We start from the raw sequence: 16959 nt of genomic DNA on the forward strand, positions 1-16959 counted from the left end.
GGCATGCCCCGCCGCTGGAGTTTTCTGGTGAATTATCCGCATCTTTCCCATCTGGACCAGCTGGCCAGCCTGCTGGCCGGCATGGGCGAACAGTTGTACGGCGGCGAGGCCATCAGCCAGCTGGCGCATGCCCTGCAGTCCGGCCTGGCCGCCGAACAGGACCACGCCAGCCCGGCGCTGATTACCGCTGCGTTCTTGCATGACATTGGCCATGTGCTGGCTGAACAGGGCCATGACGACCTGGCCAATGGCGTCAACGACCACCACGAAGCCATCGCCGTGCAGGCCTTGTCGGCGCTGTTTGACGACGACGTGCTGCAGCCGATTGCCCTGCATGTGGCGGCCAAGCGCTATCTGTGTGCCGTTCAGCCCGGTTACGCTGACAGTTTGTCCACCGCATCGCAGCTGTCGCTGGCGCTGCAGGGCGGGCCGATGGGTGACAGCGAAGCCCGCCGCTTTGCCCAGCGTCCCTATGCCGACGAGGCGCTGGCCTTGCGCCGCTACGATGACCTGGCCAAGGTGGTGAACCTGCCTACCCCACCGCTGGCGCACTACCTGGCGATTGCCGCCCAGGTGCAGAAAGCCCGGCCATGAAGCACGATCCAGCGCGTGGTCTGGATCCGGCTGCCTCTGCGGCTGTTGCCGCCGAGCCGTATTTGCAGCTGGCTGGCATTGCCAAGCGGTTTGGCGCGCACACCGTGCTCGACCAGCTGGACCTGAGCGTGGGCAAGGGTGAGTTTGTCTGCCTGCTGGGCCCGTCCGGTTGCGGCAAAACCACCCTGCTGCGCCAGATTGCCGGGCTGGACATCCCCGATCGCGGCCAGATTTGCCTGGCGGGCCGCGACATCACCCGGCTGCCGCCCGCCCAGCGCGATTACGGCATTGTGTTCCAGTCGTATGCGCTGTTTCCCAATCTGAGCGTGGCCGACAATATTGCCTACGGCCTGAGCGGACGGCGCGATTTCAAGCGCCAGCGGGTGCAGGCGCTGCTGGCGCTGATCGGGCTGGATGGCATTGAACACAGTTATCCGGCGCAATTGTCTGGCGGCCAGCAGCAGCGGGTGGCACTGGCGCGGGCGCTGGCCACCTCGCCCGGCCTGCTGCTGCTGGACGAACCACTGTCGGCGCTGGACGCGCGGGTGCGCGAACACCTGCGCCGGGAAATCCGCGCGCTGCAGCAAAAGCTGGGAATCACCACCATCATGGTGACCCACGACCAGGAAGAAGCGCTGACCATGGCCGACCGCGTGGTGGTGATGAATGCGGGCCGTATCGAGCAAAGCGGCAGCCCGTTCGAGGTGTACCACCAGCCGGCCAGCCGTTTTGTGGCCAGCTTTGTCGGTCAGGGCAATTTCATTCCGGTGCAACTGCCCGACACACACAGCGTGCTGCTGGGCCAGCAACGGCTGGCGTTGACGCATGCGCTGGCGGCGGGGCAGGCCGCCAGCCTGTTTGTGCGTCCGGAAGACGTGATTCTGCATGCACATTGGCCGGCCAGCGCCGACGCCGCACTGGCCGATATCACCAAGCTGGAGCTGCTCGGGCCGATTTACCGGGTGTCGTTGACGGTGGCGGCCTGGGGCCAGGCCCGCGTGCAGGCCGATGTCACCCACCACCAGCTGGCCGCGCTGGGCCTTGCGCCTGAGCAGCGGGTGCCGGTATCGCTCGACCCAAACCGGCTGCGGCTATTTGCTGCCAGGGAGGCCTGCGCATGATGCCCCCATGGAAGACGCGCACCCTGATGGTGCCGCTGGATGAACAATTGGCCCGCCTGCTGGCCTGGGCCGGGCTGGCGTTATTGCTGTTCTGGCTGGGGCTGCCGCTGGCCGCCATGCTGGGCAAGGCGTTTTCGGGCGACCATGGCGAATTTGTCGGGCTGGCGCGAATTGCCGACACCCTGGCCCAGCCGGGCCTGGCGACGACCGTGGGCAATAGCCTGAGCGTGGCGCTGGCCACGGTGCTGCTGGTGCTGCCGCTGGCGTATGCCTACGCCGCCGCGCTGACCCGGGTGGCCTTGCCAGGCAGGGGGCTATTTCGCCTGCTGGCCTTGTTGCCGCTGCTGGCACCGTCGCTGCTGCCGGGCATTTCGCTGGTGTATCTGTTTGGCCATCAGGGCCTGCTCAAGAGCTGGCTGGCCGACGGCAGCATTTATGGATTGATCGGCATTGTGCTGGGCGAGGCGTTTTATACCTTTCCGCATGCGCTGATGATTTTGCTCACCGCCCTGGCAGTGGGCGATGCCCGGCTGTACGAAGCCGCCCGCTCGCTGGGCGCGGGCCGGCTGCGCCAGTTTGTCACCATTACCCTGCCGGCGTCGCGCTACGGGCTGATCTCGGCAGCGCTGGTGGTGTTTACCCTGACCATCACCGACTTTGGCGTGGCCAAGGTGATTGGCGGCCAGTATCCGGTGCTGGCGGTGGAAGCCTACAAGCAGGTGATTGGCCAGCAGAACTTTCCACGCGGAGCGGTGATTGGCCTGCTGCTGCTGCTGCCAGCGCTGCTGTCGTTTGCGCTGGATCGCCTGTTGCAGCGTTCCCAGCGCAGCGCGCTCAGCGCCAGGGCGCAGCCGCTACAGCCCACCCGCAGCCCGCTGGTGCGCGCACTGGCCCTGGGCTATTGCAGCCTAGTGGGCGGCGCGCTGCTGTTGATGCTGGGCACGGCCATGCTGGCGGCGCTGATTCAGCTGTGGCCGTATCAGTTGCAACTGACCCTGGCGCATTTCAACTTTGACCAAGTAGACGGCGGCGGCTGGCTGGCGTTTGCCAACAGCCTGAAACTGGCGCTGGGCACTGCGGCATTGGGCACGGTGGTGGTGTTTCTGGGTGCCTGGTGCAGCACCCGGCTGCGGGTGGCGCGCCGCGTGGCCCCCATGCTGCACGCCATGGCCATGCTGCCGATGGCCGTACCCGGCCTGGTGCTGGGCCTGGGCTACATTCTGTTTTACAACGCGCCGGCCAATCCGCTGCACAGCCTGTACGGCAGCCTGACCTTGCTGGTGTTCTGCTCGGTGGCGCATTTCTACACCACCGCCCACCTGACCGCCGTCACCGCGCTGCGCCAGCTGGATGCCGATTTTGAAGCGGTGGCGGCTTCGCTCAAGGTGTCGGTGTGGCGCACCTTGTGGCGGGTGATTTTGCCGGCGTGCCTGCCGGCGGTGCTGGAAATTGCCCGCTACTTTTTTGTGTCGGCGATGACCACGGTGTCGGCGGTGATTTTTTTGTACACCCCAGACACGGTGCTGGCTTCCGTGGCAGTGCTGAATATGGACGACGCCGGCGACACCGCTGCCGCAGCGGCCATGGCCACGCTGATTGTGCTCAGTTCGGCGCTGGTGTGTGGCGTGTTTGCCCTGGTGTCGCAGGTGCTGCATCGCCATGCCGCACAACGCGGGCGACGCTGAGCGGGGTTGGCCCGCACGCCGGGTATCCTGAATTTTTTTGCCGGGCTCAGGCCCGGTTTATTTGGCTTGTTTTAGACATCTAGATGAGATGATTGGACTGTCCACATGAGAGAACCCATCCTGCTTACCCCCGGCCCGCTGACTACCACGCTGGCCACCAAAACCGCCATGCTGACCGACTGGGGATCGTGGGACAGCAGTTTCAACGCCCTGACCGCCAGCGTCTGCCGCGACCTGCTGGCAATTGCCGGCGGCCAGGCCAGCCATGTCTGTGTGCCGCTGCAAGGCTCGGGCACCTTTGCCGTGGAAGCAGCCATTGCCAACCTGGTACCCAAAACCGGCAAGCTGCTGGTGCTGGTCAATGGCGCATACGGCAAGCGCATGGCGCAGATTGCCCAGTATCTGGGCCGTGCGTGCTGCGTGTACGACACCGCCGACGACACGCCGCCGTCGCCCGACACCCTGGCCCGGTTGCTGGAGGAAGACCCGGCCATCAGCCATGTCGGGCTGATTCACTGCGAAACCAGCACCGGCATTCTCAACCCGCTGGCCGAGCTGGCCGCCGTGGTGCACGCTGCTGGCCGCCGGCTGGTGGTGGACGCGATGTCCAGCTTTGCCGCGCTGCCGATCGATGTGGTGGCGCTGCATATCGACGCGCTGATCGCCAGCAGCAATAAATGCCTGGAAGGTGTGCCGGGCATGGGCTTTGTCATCGTCAACCGCGACAGCCTGCTGGCCAGCCGTGGCAACAGCCATTCGCTGGCGCTGGACCTGCTGGCGCAATACGACTACCTGCAGGCCACCGGCCAGTGGCGGTTTACCCCACCCACCCATGTGCTGGCCGCCTTGCGGTCGGCGCTGGACCAGTATCTGGCCGAAGGCGGTCAGCCGGCCCGGCTGGCGCGCTACCAGGCCAATGCCGATCTGTTGGTGCGCAGCATGCGGGCAGCAGGGTTTGAACCCTTCCTGCCGGACACCCTGCAGGCACCGATTATCGTCACCTTCCACGCCCCCCGCCACCCGGCTTACCAGTTTGCCGAATTCTACGCAGCGGTGCGCGCGCAAGGGTTTGTGCTTTACCCCGGCAAGCTGACCGAGCAGGACACCTTCCGGGTGGGCTGCATTGGCGCAATTGACGCGGCGGAAATCCAGCAAGCCTGCGCAGCCATTGGCCGGGCGGTCAGTCAGCTGGGCTGGACGATTTAATCAAGGAGATTGTCATGCAACGCTATACCACACTCGAAGCGGTAATTTTTGACTGGGCCGGCACCGTGGTGGATTTCGGCTCGTTTGCCCCCACCCAGGTGCTGATCGAAGTGTTCACCCAGGTTGGCGTGCCGGTCAGCCTGGCCGAAGCCCGCGTGCCCATGGGGCTGGCCAAGTGGGACCATATCCAGGCGCTGGGCCGGCTGCCTGCCGTGGCCGAACGCTGGCAAGCCCGCTTTGGCCGGGCGATGACCGACGCCGACGTCGATGCCCTGTATCAGCAGTTCATGCCGCTGCAGGTGGCCAAAGTGGCCGCATATTCCGCGCCGATTCCCGGCGCGGTGGACACGGTGAATCTGCTGCGCGCCCGGGGGCTGAAAATCGGCAGCTGTTCAGGCTACCCCAGGGTAGTGATGGACCAGCTGCTGCCGCTGGCGGCGGCGGCGGGTTACGCGCCGGACCACTGCGTGGCCACGGACGATCTGGCCGCTGGCGGCCGCCCCGGCCCGTGGATGGCGCTGGACAATGTGCTGGCGCTGCGGGTGGGCGATGTGCGCCACTGCGTCAAGGTGGACGACACCACGCCAGGCATTGCCGAAGGCTTGCGCGCCGGCATGTGGACGGTTGGCCTGTCGGCCAGCGGCAATGCGGTGGGGCTGACGGCAGCAGAATGGGCGGCGCTTGACCCGGCGGAGCAGGCCAAACGTCGTGCTCCGGCGGTGGCGCAACTGCGCCAGGCTGGCGCGCATTATGTGCTGGACACCCTGGTTGAGCTGCCCGCCGTGCTCGACGAGATCGAGCGGCGCGTGCAGGCCGGGGAGCGCCCCTGAGATGCCGGCGGCCAGTGTCCCCTTCTGGTTTGCCCAGGCGCTGACCGCCGACAACACCCCGCCGCTGCCGCCCCTGCAGGGGGAGGTCAGCGCCGATGTGTGCATTGTCGGCGGCGGCTTTACCGGCTTGTGGACAGCCATTCTGTGTCAGCAGGCCCGGCCCGACTGGCGGGTGATCGTGCTGGAAAAATCCCGCTGTGGGGCCGGTGCGTCCGGGCGCAATGGCGGCTGCATGCTGACGTGGTCCACCAAATACCTGTCGCTGCGCCAGTGGTTTGGCGACAGCGAGGCGCGCCGGCTGGTGGCGGCTTCGGAGCAGGCGGTGCAGGACATTGCCCAGTTTTGCCATACCCACCAGATTGACGCCGAGCTGCGGCTGGGCGGGGCGGTGTACGCCGCCAGCCAGCCCGCGCAGATTGGGCGGCTGGATGGGGTGCTGGCCGCACTCGACCAGATGGGGGCCAACCGCTGGCAGCGCTTGTCCAACGCCGACACCCAGGCACTGACCGGCAGCGCCCAGATGCAGCACGGCGCATGGACCGACGCCGCCGGCAGCCTGCAACCGGGCAAGCTGGTACGCGGCCTGCTGCGGGTGGCCCGCCAGCTTGGCGTGCAGGTGTACGAACACAGCGCCATGCACCGGCTGCAGGAGGGTGACGAGGTGATGGTGTGTACGGCTACGGGCCGGGTTCGCGCCCGGCAGGCGGTGCTGGCGCTGAATGCCGACATGGCCCGGCAGTTTCCGGCGCTGGCCAACAGCGTGCTGCTGGTGTCGTCTGATATGGTGGTGACTGCGCCGCGCCCCGAGCTGATGGCCCAGCTGGGGCTGGATCGCGGCCAGGCGGTGTGTGATCTGCGCACCTTTGTGCATTACTGGCGCAGCACGCCGGATGGCCGGCTGATGCTGGGCAAGGGCGGCAACCGGATTGCCTTTGCCAACCGGATGCACGGTTATTTTGACCAGCCCAGCGCCTACCAGGATGCGCTGGGTGCCACGCTGGCGCAGCTGTTTCCGGCGCTGGCCGATACCCCGCTGGACAGCAGCTGGACTGGCGCGTCCGACCGCTCGGCCACCGGCCTGCCGTTTTTTGGCCGTCTGCCGGGTTATCGTCGGGTGCTGTACGGCATGGGTTACTCCGGCAATGGCGTGGTGCAGTGCCGGCTGGGCGGGGAGCTGTTGTGTGCGCTGCTGTTGGGTGAGGACAACGCCTGGACGCGCAGCGGCCTGGCGCAGGGGCCGCTGGCGCAGTTTCCGCCCGAGCCATGGCGCTGGCCGGGGGCGATGCTGGTGCGCCAGGCCATCCGCCGGGTGGAAGCCGCCGAAGACCAGCAACGCCGCCCCGGTTGGCTGGCCAGCCGGCTGGCATCGCTGGCCAGCATGGCGGGCAAGGCCGATTGAGCTTGGGTGGCTGGGTGGCTGGCGTGTCATCCCGGCGGGGCAATGCACCCGCGTCCAGCCCACGCTTCCCAGCGCACGGCTAAAAGGTAAACTGCGCCAATTGCCCACGCATGCCCTGCACCGAATGGTGCAGGCTCATTGCCGCCGAGGCGGACTGGCTGGCGGCAGCGCTGTTTTCTTCGCTGATTACCGTCAGGTTTTCAATATCCTTGCCAATAATCTCGCTGGCCTGGCGCTGCTGGGCCAGGGTGTCCATCAGGTGGCTGAGCTTGTCGTGGGCAGCGCAGGCACCACTGCGCATTTCTTCCAGCGGCGTGCTCAGGCCTTGCATCAGCGACACGCCAAAGCTGACCAGTTTTTCTCCCTGCAGCAAATTGTCCGCCGCGTGGCGGGTTTGCTCCTGCACCCACTGGATGGTGCTGCCGATATCGCGGGTGGCCAGCCGGGTGGTTTCCGCCAGCTTGCGCACTTCGTCAGCCACCACGGCAAAGCCGCGTCCCTGCTCGCCGGCGCGGGCGGCCTCAATCGCCGCGTTCAGCGCCAGCAGATTGGTCTGCTCGGCCACATCGGCAATCAGCAGCACCACCCGGCTGATTTCATCGGTGCGCTCGGCCAGCATCGACACATCGCGGGCCGAACCCTGAATGGCATTGACCATGCCCTGGATATCCCGCGCCGCCTTGACAATCACCCCATCGCTTTGCACCGCCAGCCGTTCGGCCAGTTGCGCTGCATCCAGGGCAAAGCGGGCTTCCTCGCTGCTTTGCTGCACGCCCATTTGCAGGCGTTCGATGGCAAACGCCATACTCAGGGTGGATTCGCTTTGCGCTTCGGCGGCAGCGGCAATCTGCTGCGCAGCGCCGGCCACTTCTTCGGCGGTATTGTCCACCTGGCTGCCTTCGGCGTTGACCCGGTGAAAACTCTGGCAAATGGCGTCCAGCAGCGCATTGAATGCCTCAATGCTGCGGGTGACTTCGTCGTTGCCCTGCCACTGGCAGCGCCGGGTCAGGTCCAGATCGTGGCGGGTGTCGCTGGCGGTGGCGCACAGCATGCGCAGCGGGCGGACAATCGAGCCGATGATATAGCGCGCCAGCAGCAGCATGCCCACGCTCAGCGCTGCACCACCCCATAAAATCAGCTGAAACAACTGCTGGCGACGCTGGTCCTGGCTGTGCTGTTCGCGCTGGATTGCCTCACGGCTGTGTTGTGCCAGCAGCTCCAGCGCCGCGACCACGCGCTGATGCGCGCCAGTCTGGCCGGCCAGGTCATCCGCCGGGGTGTTGCGCCAGCTTTGCCAGTGCTGATCCAGCGTGCGCCAGTCATCGGCCAGTGCAGGCAACGCGGCCTGGCTGCCGGCGTGCAGCCGCTGTTCCAGCGCGGCCCACTGGCCTGCCGCTGGGGTGTGGCCGGGATGGGGCTCCAGCGTACCCAGGCCGGTGGCCAGTTCGGCCAGCCGTTGCAGGGCCGGTCCATGTGTCTGCTGCTGGGCGGCAATCTGCTGGTCGGCCAGGTAACCGGCCAGCAGACCCAGTGCGCCCAGGCAAGCCAGCGACAGCATGGCCACGCTACTGAACAGGTACAGTTTCAGCCGGATTGTCATGGGTATTCACTTTCCTCGTGGTCAGCGGCGTTTTCACTGTCCTGGTCCTGGCAGCCCATGGCTTGCAGCAGATCGTCCAGACGTTGTTGGTGCTCGTTCAGCCGGGCACACGCGTCCATCAGGTCGCGGCGAATCGAGTCGGCATGAGAGCGGGACTGCAGGTGTTTGCTCATGGTGGCACCTTGTTTGAAGTGAGCCAAAGCCAAGTATGCTGATGTTGTGTTAATTTTTTATAGATGTTGACCAAAAATGCCGGCATGAGCAGTAAAAACCGTGCCCAATGTCAATATTCTGTTCATTGGCATTTATTTTAAGATATCGATAGATTTCGATGGGTAGAACACTGAAATGCCACGACGTGGCAAGAAGGGGAGAGATTCAATTCAGCTTAATCAGCAAACATGACAAAAAACTGATGATGAATAGGTCGGTCACGCAAAAAACGCAGGTACCGGAATGCCGGCCCTGCGGGTAAAAAATCGCCAAGTTACTGTAGTTGAAAGGATTATTTTTCCGGTGGAGCAGTGCCCAGCCCGGACAAAAAGGCAATGGCCGTCTGCAGTGCAGCCGGATTGGCGGTATAGATGACAAACTTGCCGTGCTGGCGGGATTGCAGCAGGCCGCTATGCACCAGCTCTTTCAGGTGAAATGACAAGGTTGTTTGGGCGATGGTCAGATGTTCGCCAATTTTGCCGGCGCTCAGGCCGGCGGCTCCAGCTTCCACCACCAGCTGGTATATGCTCAGGCGTGAATCCTGGCCTAATGCAGCAAACATCTTCATGACAATATTATGATTCATTGGTGAATTTTAACAGATTTTTCAGCGCTGGCAAGTTACGCTCAGGGGTTATTTTCATGACCGAATAACTATTGAGATATTGAATTCATCACCACGCCAATCGGCCAGCCGGCGAGGAGCTGAAACATTCTCCCACTACGGTGTGACACACGCAGTGCTCAGAAGCTGGCACCCAACGACAAATGCCACTGCCATTGGCCGGTGCTTTGCCCTCTGGCGATATCCATCCCCACCGGACCAATCGGGCTATCCCAGCGAATGCCCGTGCCCAGGCCCAGCCGGGGCCGCCAGTCCTGCCAGCGGTCGGCGGCGTTGCCGGCGTCGGCAAACAGCGCCAGCCGCCAGCCCGGCCAGACCGGGTGCTGGTATTCACCGCTGAACAGCGCCTGCACCCGCCCCCCTACCACCGAGCTGCCTTCACGCGGGCCCAGGCTCTGGTAGGCGTAGCCACGCACGCTGCCCCCGCCACCGGTACGAAAACGCCAGTCGGTGGGCACGTCGTCCCCGCGCGCCGCCCACACCTGGCCCAGTTCACCGCGCACAATCACCCGTGCGCTGCGCCCTACCGGATAAAAGCCAATCGCTCTGGCGTAGCCGCGCAGAAAATCAGTGTCCGAGCCCAGCTGACGGCTGGCTGCCACCACCTGGCCGGCCAGCATATGGCCGCGCTGCGGGTTCAGTGGGTTGTCCACGGCCCGCCGGGTCCAGTCGTAGCGGGCCACCAGCGCCTGGGTGCGGCTGGTGCTGCCGCCGTCCGGGGTGCTGCGTTCACGGGTAAACGTGATGCCGTAGCCGTATTCGTCGTCGCCGCGTGCGCGCAGGCGGCTGGCGTAAACGGTTTCCTGGTGCAGCTTGAGCTGTTGCACCGTGCTGCGCGCCAGCTTCACCCCGGCGGTGTCGCGGTAGCCGTCGCCGTCACGCGGCAGGGTCAGGCTGCTGTCCAGGGTTTGCTGTTCGCGTTCCAGTTGCAGGGTATTGGCCAGTAGCAGGCCCAGCCCGGCAATATTGTGATGCTGATAATTGAGCGAGCCACGCGGGCCGCTGTCGCTGCCATAACCGGCACCGACGCTGATTTTTTGTGCCTGGGCTTCCTGCACAAACACCTGCACCGGGCTGAGTAGCGGCTGGGTCGGGTCCAGTCCGGCCTCCACCCGCACGCTGGTGAAGTAGGGCGTGGCCTGCAGGGCGGCCTGGTAGTCGAGCAGTTTGCGCTGATGATACGGCGAGCCAGGGCTGAAGGTGGCCAGCCGGGTAACGGCCTGCAGCGGATAGCGGCGCAGGCCGTGCACCTGAATCTCGCCCAGGGTGAACGCCGGGCCGGTGTCCAGCGTGGCGCTGAGCACCGCGCGCTGGCTGGCCGGATCAATGCGGGCTTCGGCGTGCGCCCAGCGCGCGCTGGGGTAGCGGTCGATCTGCACACTGCGCAGTGCCTGGTTCTTGGCGTTGTCCCAGTCGTCCTGGCGGAAAGGCTGGCCCACAGGCAGGCTCCAGCGTTCGCGCAGCATGGCCAGCCGCTGTGCGCCGTCAGTGCCCGTGGCACCGGGGCCGGCCAGCGCCAGCGTGACCGCGCTGATGTCGGTGCGTGGGCCGGGGTCGACGCGCAGGGTCAGGGTGTGGTTTTGGTGATGCCGGTGCAACTGCGGGGAGAAGTAGCCTTCGGTGGCCAGCAGGCTGCGGGCGTCTTCGTCCAGCGCCAGTTGCAGGGCTTCCAGCTGGCCAGGGTCGGGGGGAACGCTGTCACGCAGCGCCCTGGCCAGCGCCAGGTGCTGGCTGAGCAGGGTGCTCACCGCGCCAGGCGCGTCCACCACCAGCTCGGGCAGCGGCGCGGCCAGCCCCGCCGGGCTGAGCAGCCAGACCAGCAGCGCGCCGCTGACACGGTGCCGCCAGCAAAAAAAGTCAGAAGAAAGATTCACCCCGCAACCTTACCCGCTTGTTCCGGGAGGGTCAAAGGGCGGAACAGTGTGCGCCTCTGGCCTGGAGCGCGTCGCTGCCGCCAGACCGGGGGCGATGATTTCTGCATCCGGCGTGTTGCCGGTCCGCCTTGACAGCGGATCAGCTATAATCCCGGCTTTATCTGTTTATTAGCGTCGGCGCACATGAGCATCAAATCGGATACATGGATTCGCCGCATGGCGGCAGCACACGGCATGATCGAGCCGTTTGAACCAGGACAGGTGCGGGAAGTGGACGGACGCAAGATCGTCTCTTACGGCACGTCCAGCTACGGCTACGATATCCGTTGCGCCAACGAATTCAAGATTTTCACCAATATCAACAGCACCATCGTTGATCCGAAAGACTTTGACCACAACAACTTTGTCGATTTCAACGGCGACGTGTGCATCATTCCGCCCAATTCGTTTGCCCTGGCGCGCACGGTGGAATACTTCCGCATTCCGCGCAATGTGCTGACCATCTGCCTGGGCAAGAGCACTTACGCCCGCTGCGGCATCATCGTCAACGTCACGCCGTTTGAGCCGGAATGGGAAGGCTACGTCACGCTGGAGTTTTCCAACACCACGCCGCTGCCGGCCAAAATCTACGCGGGCGAAGGCTGCGCGCAGGTGCTGTTCTTTGAAAGCGATGAAGTGTGCGAAACCAGCTACAAGGATCGCGGCGGCAAGTATCAGGGCCAGGTGGGCGTGACCCTGCCCAAAACCTGAGCGGGGTCGATCGGTACCGCGCAGGTGTTGTCATGGCCCGGATGGGCCATGTTTCATTTTAGCGACACCCTGGCCGTCACCGCCAAGTGAACACCGGGCGTCAGCGCCTGGTTCAGGGGGCGGCTTGCGCCAAGGGATTTTCCGGCAATTTCCCGGTAATGGACTATTCTGCAAACAGGATCTCCTGAGTGAAGAAGCGATGAACTGGATGGTGCAACCGCCCCCCTTGCGGTTGCACCATTTTTTTATCAGAAATTCACCGATTTTTGATTGACGCGTTCTGTCTGGGTTTTATAATTCGCCCCCATTGCCGTTTTCCGTTTTGCAGTGCAACGCAGTGTGCCGCCGTTGCCCTGCCAGACCGATTCCGCCGGCCTGTGGCCAAGATTCTGCCCGCTGGCGCTACTGTGTCATTAATGGAGGTCATCATGACAAGCCGTGTACTTACTGCCTCTTTGGCATTGCACCAACCTTCTTTCTTGCAACATATCCCTGTGACCTAGGTTTCTGGAGACCCCGATCAATGGACCGAATCGCTGCCGACGCGCTCGCCGCGGCACTGCCTGACCTTTCCCTCGACTTTGCCCACGTCAAGGCCCAACTGGCCAAGGGCTACGACAAGCCCTTCCTGGTGCTGGATACCCAGATTGTCCGTGAAAAATGCCGCCGCTTCTTTGCCGCCATGCCGCGCGTGCGCCCGCACTTTGCCGTCAAGTCCAACCCGGACAACCGCGTGCTGCAGGTGCTGAAAGAAGAAGGCGTCGGTTTTGAAATCGCCTCGATCGCCGAGCTGGATCAGCTGCTGGCGCTCGGCGTGGCCCCTGCCGAAATTTTCTACAGCAACCCGATGAAGTCGCGCGCTTACGTGGAGTACGCCGTGGCCAAAGGGGTCGAGTGGTTTGTGATTGACTCGGTCGAAGAACTGCAAAAAATCCACAGCGTCTCGCCCACCGCCAAGACCTATCTGCGCATCTTCACCACCAATGTGGGCAGCGACTGGCCGCTGTCGGGCAAGTTTGGCGCTTATGAAGCCGAAATCCGCGACATCATTGCCGAAGCCGCCCGCCTGGGGGCCGATCTGGCCGGGGTGACCTTCCACGTGGGTTCGCAGTGCCTGAACCCGGAAAACTGGAAAGTGGGCCTGGAAGCCACCCGCCAGGTGTTCGACCAGATGCAGGCCGCCGGCCTGAAACCGCGCCTGGTGAATATCGGCGGCGGTTACCCGGTAACCCACACCAAGGCCATTCCGTCGATTGGCGAAATCGGTGCCGTGGTTAACGCCGGCCTGGCCGCGTTTGGCGACGAGGTGCAGGTGATTGCCGAACCGGGCCGTTATCTGGTGTCCGACGCTGGTTATTTTGTCTGCCGCGTGGTGGGCACCGCCACCCGCCAGGGCAAGCGCTGGGTGTACTTCGACGCTGGCATGTTTGGCGGCATCATCGAAACCACCGAAGGCCTGAAGTACACGATCGAAACCGACCGCACCGGTGCGGAAATCATCTGGACCGTGGCCGGCCCAACCTGCGATTCGCTGGACATCTGCACCCGCGACCAGGCGCTGCCGGAAGATCTGGTGGAAGGTGACTTCATCTACATCAAGAACGCCGGAGCCTACACCACGGCTTACGCCAGTACCTTCAATGGCTTCCCGCTGCCGGATGTGATCATCCTGTAATTGCAGTTGGCGATAGGCCATGCACGACACCACGCCCCCGTCTGGCTTGCGCCAGCGGGGGCGTGGTGATTGGGGGGAGGGGTTAAGCTGCCTCCAGCCGGTACCAGACATGCCGGCACAAGCGGCTGCTATGTGCCAGCGCCGGGTGGTCAAATTCGCCCTGATACACCATGCCCAGCCGCTGCATCAGCGCCTGCGAGCGCAGATTGCTGCACGCGGTAAACGCCACCAGCTGCGGCAATTCCAGCTGGGTAAATCCCACGCCGATGGCCAGTTGCGCGGCCTCCCGCGCCAGCCCATGGCCCCAGGCCGGGCGCACCAGCCGCCACACCAGTTCCACTGCCGGGGCAAACGGCAAGTTCTCCGGTGCCGGGTTCAGCCCGACACAGCCAATCAGCTGGCCGCTGGCGGCCAGTTCCACTGCCCATACTCCCCAGCCACGCTGGTTCAGGCCGGTGTCCAAGCGTTCAAGCAGGGCGTCGCTGCCGGCACGGTCAAGCGCGGCGGGAAACTCGGCCATCACTTCGGGGTCGGCGTTCAATGCAGCAAAGGCTGGCCGGTCGCTTTCCTGCCAGCCGCGCAAGCGTACCCGTTGGCCGCGCAGGGCATGTGCTGGCATGTTCATCCGGCGTGCGTTCATGCCTCAGCTCCACTGCCTCCCATCGGCGAGCACAGCTCAATCAGCGTGCCTTCTGCCGCCCGCACATACGCCACCACCTGCCCCCAGGGCTTGAGCGCCGGTTCGGCCAGCGCGCTGGCGCCGGCGGCCACCGCCTGAGTATAGGCGGCGGTGACATCGTCGCAGACAAACGCCAGCTCAATGGCTGGTGGCGGGCTGGCCGGGTCGAGCTTCTGGTAGCCCGCTGCGCCAAAATGGCTGTCGCCCAGCGCGTGGCTGGCAAACGCCAGCGTGGTGGCACCGGTGTCCAGTTCGCCGTACTGGCCGGAGTCATGCAAGAAACGCAGCGCAAAACCAAAGGCGCGCTGGTAAAACGCCAGCGTATCGCTGACATCGGCCACATAAACAATGGCATAGGCAAATTTCATTAAGGTTCTCCTGGGGAATGCCTGTTCAGCTTGGCGGATGCTGAATCAATTGTCCACGCTGCTGCCGCAGCCATTTGGCAAGGTTAGCCGATGCCACCTGGGAACTTTATGCCAGAATCGCCCCCCTCACCGGACATGGCGGCGCAGAAGGGCCGCGTTCAGGAGCAAGCATGTTCAAAAAACTATTGGCGTCGATCGGCGTGGGCAGCGCCAGTGTGGATACCCAGATTCATCAGCCGGAGCTCAGTCCTGGCCAGTTGATGCAGGGTCAGGTGGTGGTGCAGGGTGGGCAGAGCGAACAGGCGATTGAAAAAATCGAACTGGTGCTGATGACCCAGGCCGAGCAGGAACGCGGCGACAGCGAGCGGCAAGTGGCCTGGCCGCTGTGCCGGCTGCCGGTCAGCGGCGGTTTTGTGATTGGCGCGGGAGAAACCCGGGTTTTTCCGTTTCAGATGACCTTGCCGCTGGAAACCCCAGTCAATGCGCTGCGCACCCACAGTGGCCGCACGCCGCTGGTGTGGGTACATACCGACCTGGCGATTGCTGCCGGGGTGGACAGCGATGATCGCGACAGTCTGCTGGTGTTGCCGCCGGCACCGCTGCAAACCCTGCTGGACGCTTTTGCCCGGTTGGACTGGTATGTATACGGCTCGGATGTGGAAGTGGGCACCGCCCATGTGGGAAGCACGATCAGCACGCTGGGGTGTTATCAGGAAATCGAACTGCGCCCGCACGGAGGAAGCTGGCGGGTGCAGGAAATTGAACTGACCTGCCTTAGCGATGGGCGGACCACGCATGTGCTGGTGGAAGTGGACATCCGCTTTGGCCGCGACAGCTATTACATCCTGCAGATGGGGCCAGACTTTGCCCGCCAGGATTGGGTGGCCATTTTGCGCAATACCTTGCCTCTGTAGTTGGCGGCGCGATTCTCCGTTTGAGCTGCAAGCAGAAAAAAGCCGCGCGATTGCGCGGCTTTTTTCTGCTTGCAGCCAAGTGATGCCGCAGGCGCAACACAGCGTGCCACGCCAGGCGTCAGCTTAAGGCTTACTCGCCATATACCGGGAAACGGGCGCACAGGGCTTTCACCTGTTCTGCCACATTGGCCAGATTGGCGTCGTCTGCCGGCTGGTCCAGCACGTCGGCAATCAGGTTGGCCAGCTGACGGGCTTCGGTTTCGCCAAAGCCACGGGTGGTCATCGCCGGGGCACCGATGCGGATGCCGGAGGTAACAAACGGTTTTTCCGGGTCGTTCGGAATGGCGTTCTTGTTCACGGTGATGTGGGCGCGGCCCAGGGCGGCTTCGGCGTCCTTGCCGGTGATCTGCTTGGCGCGCAGGTCGAGCAGGAACACATGGCTTTCGGTGCGGCCAGACACAATGCGCAGGCCACGCTTGGTCAGCTCTTCGGCCATGGCGCTGGCGTTCACCTTCACTTGCTTGGCGTAGGTCTTGAACTCGTCCGACGCGGCTTCCTTGAAGGCCACGGCCTTGGCGGCAATCACATGCATCAGCGGGCCGCCCTGCAGGCAGGGGAAGATGGCCGAGTTCAGGATTTTTTCGTGTTCGGCGCGGGCCAGAATCACGCCGCCGCGCGGGCCGCGCAGGGTCTTGTGGGTGGTGGTGGTCACGAAGTCGGCAAACGGCACCGGGTTCGGGTATTCACCACCGGCCACCAGGCCAGCGTAGTGGGCCATGTCGACAAACAGATAGGCACCCACTTCGTCGGCGATGGCGCGGAAGCGCGCCCAGTCGATTTCCAGCGCATAGGCAGACGCGCCGGCGACAATCATCTTCGGCTTGTGTTCGCGGGCCAGACGGGCCACTTCGTCGTAATCGATGGCTTCGGCTTCGTTCAGGCCGTAGGCCACCACGTTGTACAACTTGCCGGAGATATTGACCGACGCGCCGTGGGTCAGGTGGCCGCCATGCGCCAGGCTCATGCCCAGGATGGTATCGCCCGGCTTGAGCACCGACACGTACACGGCCTGGTTGGCCTGCGAGCCGGAATGCGGCTGCACATTGGCGTATTCGGCACCAAACAGGGCTTTCAGGCGGTCGATGGCCAGTTGCTCCACCTGGTCAACGTATTCGCAACCCCCGTAGTAACGCTTGCCGGGGTAACCTTCGGCATACTTGTTGGTCAGCACCGAGCCCTGGGCTTCCATGACGGCGTAGCTGACGTAGTTTTCCGAAGCGATCAGTTCGACATGGTCTTCCTGGCGACGGAACTCGTCGTCCATCATCGCGGCGAGTTCGGGGTCGTAGGCATGAATGGTCTGGTCGGCAGCAAACATGGGGTGGATTCCAATCGGTGGGGAAGTAAAGATTGCTGGAATTTTACA

At 64.0% G+C, this 16959-nt stretch carries 16 protein-coding genes; 9 read left to right on the forward strand and 7 right to left on the reverse strand.

Annotated features, from left to right (window positions below; translation table 11 throughout):
* The first annotated feature begins 3 nt into the window (after nucleotides 1-3).
* The 6 genes from BXU06_RS09310 (at nucleotide 4) to BXU06_RS09335 (ending at nucleotide 6835) form a co-directional block, all read left to right on the forward strand.
* Nucleotides 4-594, forward strand: a complete 591-nt coding sequence (locus tag BXU06_RS09310; RefSeq protein WP_150125167.1) for a phosphonate degradation HD-domain oxygenase — start codon at nucleotides 4-6, stop codon at nucleotides 592-594.
* Nucleotides 591-1715 carry a putative 2-aminoethylphosphonate ABC transporter ATP-binding protein gene (locus BXU06_RS09315; protein WP_077298904.1) on the forward strand — a complete coding sequence of 375 codons (1125 nt, stop codon included), beginning with the start codon at nucleotides 591-593 and terminating at the stop codon, nucleotides 1713-1715. The genes BXU06_RS09310 and BXU06_RS09315 overlap by 4 nt, the downstream gene beginning before the upstream one ends.
* Complete coding sequence (locus tag BXU06_RS09320; protein ID WP_077298906.1) at nucleotides 1712-3400, forward strand: putative 2-aminoethylphosphonate ABC transporter permease subunit; 1689 nt, start codon at nucleotides 1712-1714, stop codon at nucleotides 3398-3400. Before BXU06_RS09315 ends, BXU06_RS09320 begins: the two co-directional genes overlap by 4 nt.
* Nucleotides 3401-3505: 105 nt before the next feature.
* Entirely contained in the window at nucleotides 3506-4606 is a 1101-nt protein-coding gene (locus BXU06_RS09325) for a 2-aminoethylphosphonate--pyruvate transaminase (protein ID WP_077298908.1), read from the forward strand.
* Nucleotides 4607-4620: 14 nt separating this feature from the next.
* On the forward strand, nucleotides 4621-5436 hold the full coding sequence (phnX, locus tag BXU06_RS09330) for a phosphonoacetaldehyde hydrolase (RefSeq protein ID WP_077298910.1): 816 nt from the start codon (nucleotides 4621-4623) through the stop codon (nucleotides 5434-5436).
* Between the two features lies 1 nt (nucleotide 5437).
* Complete coding sequence (locus BXU06_RS09335; RefSeq protein WP_077298912.1) at nucleotides 5438-6835, forward strand: FAD-dependent oxidoreductase; 1398 nt, start codon at nucleotides 5438-5440, stop codon at nucleotides 6833-6835.
* 79 nt (nucleotides 6836-6914) lie between these two features.
* On the opposite strand, the gene BXU06_RS09340 is transcribed toward BXU06_RS09335, so the two are convergent.
* The 4 genes from BXU06_RS09340 to BXU06_RS09350 all read right to left on the reverse strand — a co-directional run bounded on the left by BXU06_RS09340 (nucleotide 6915) and on the right by BXU06_RS09350 (nucleotide 11147).
* Nucleotides 6915-8435, reverse strand: coding sequence for a methyl-accepting chemotaxis protein (locus BXU06_RS09340; protein ID WP_077298914.1), 1521 nt, complete (start codon nucleotides 8433-8435; stop codon nucleotides 6915-6917).
* Nucleotides 8432-8608 carry a hypothetical protein gene (locus BXU06_RS17705; RefSeq protein ID WP_171982178.1) on the reverse strand — a complete coding sequence of 59 codons (177 nt, stop codon included), beginning with the start codon at nucleotides 8606-8608 and terminating at the stop codon, nucleotides 8432-8434. The genes BXU06_RS09340 and BXU06_RS17705 overlap by 4 nt, the downstream gene beginning before the upstream one ends.
* Before the next feature lie 332 nt (nucleotides 8609-8940).
* Complete coding sequence (locus tag BXU06_RS09345; protein WP_216352454.1) at nucleotides 8941-9216, reverse strand: helix-turn-helix transcriptional regulator; 276 nt, start codon at nucleotides 9214-9216, stop codon at nucleotides 8941-8943.
* A 176-nt stretch (nucleotides 9217-9392) separates the two neighbouring features.
* Entirely contained in the window at nucleotides 9393-11147 is a 1755-nt protein-coding gene (locus tag BXU06_RS09350; RefSeq protein WP_077298918.1) for an autotransporter assembly complex family protein, read from the reverse strand.
* A 183-nt stretch (nucleotides 11148-11330) separates the two neighbouring features.
* On the opposite strand from BXU06_RS09350, the gene dcd reads away from it, so the two are divergent.
* Together dcd and BXU06_RS09360 are read left to right on the forward strand one after the other, a co-directional pair.
* Entirely contained in the window at nucleotides 11331-11897 is a 567-nt protein-coding gene (gene dcd / locus BXU06_RS09355) for a dCTP deaminase (RefSeq protein ID WP_077298920.1), read from the forward strand.
* Between the two features lie 523 nt (nucleotides 11898-12420).
* Nucleotides 12421-13572 carry a type III PLP-dependent enzyme gene (locus BXU06_RS09360; protein WP_077298922.1) on the forward strand — a complete coding sequence of 384 codons (1152 nt, stop codon included), beginning with the start codon at nucleotides 12421-12423 and terminating at the stop codon, nucleotides 13570-13572.
* A gap of 82 nt (nucleotides 13573-13654) precedes the next feature.
* On the opposite strand, the gene BXU06_RS09365 is transcribed toward BXU06_RS09360, so the two are convergent.
* Together BXU06_RS09365 and BXU06_RS09370 are read right to left on the reverse strand one after the other, a co-directional pair.
* Nucleotides 13655-14212 carry a GNAT family N-acetyltransferase gene (locus tag BXU06_RS09365; protein WP_253189434.1) on the reverse strand — a complete coding sequence of 186 codons (558 nt, stop codon included), beginning with the start codon at nucleotides 14210-14212 and terminating at the stop codon, nucleotides 13655-13657.
* Entirely contained in the window at nucleotides 14209-14619 is a 411-nt protein-coding gene (locus BXU06_RS09370; RefSeq protein ID WP_077298924.1) for a VOC family protein, read from the reverse strand. Before BXU06_RS09370 ends, BXU06_RS09365 begins: the two co-directional genes overlap by 4 nt.
* 170 nt (nucleotides 14620-14789) lie before the next feature.
* Between BXU06_RS09370 and BXU06_RS09375 the strand changes: the two genes are divergently transcribed.
* Nucleotides 14790-15533 carry a sporulation protein gene (locus BXU06_RS09375; protein ID WP_077298926.1) on the forward strand — a complete coding sequence of 248 codons (744 nt, stop codon included), beginning with the start codon at nucleotides 14790-14792 and terminating at the stop codon, nucleotides 15531-15533.
* 130 nt (nucleotides 15534-15663) lie between these two features.
* On the opposite strand, the gene glyA is transcribed toward BXU06_RS09375, so the two are convergent.
* Nucleotides 15664-16911 (reverse strand): serine hydroxymethyltransferase, encoded by a 1248-nt coding sequence (glyA, locus tag BXU06_RS09380; protein ID WP_077298928.1) that lies wholly within the window; start codon nucleotides 16909-16911, stop codon nucleotides 15664-15666.
* Nucleotides 16912-16959: the final 48 nt, after the last annotated feature.

It is taken from the genome of Aquaspirillum sp. LM1 (assembly GCF_002002905.1).
GTDB lineage: Bacteria > Pseudomonadota > Gammaproteobacteria > Burkholderiales > Aquaspirillaceae > Rivihabitans.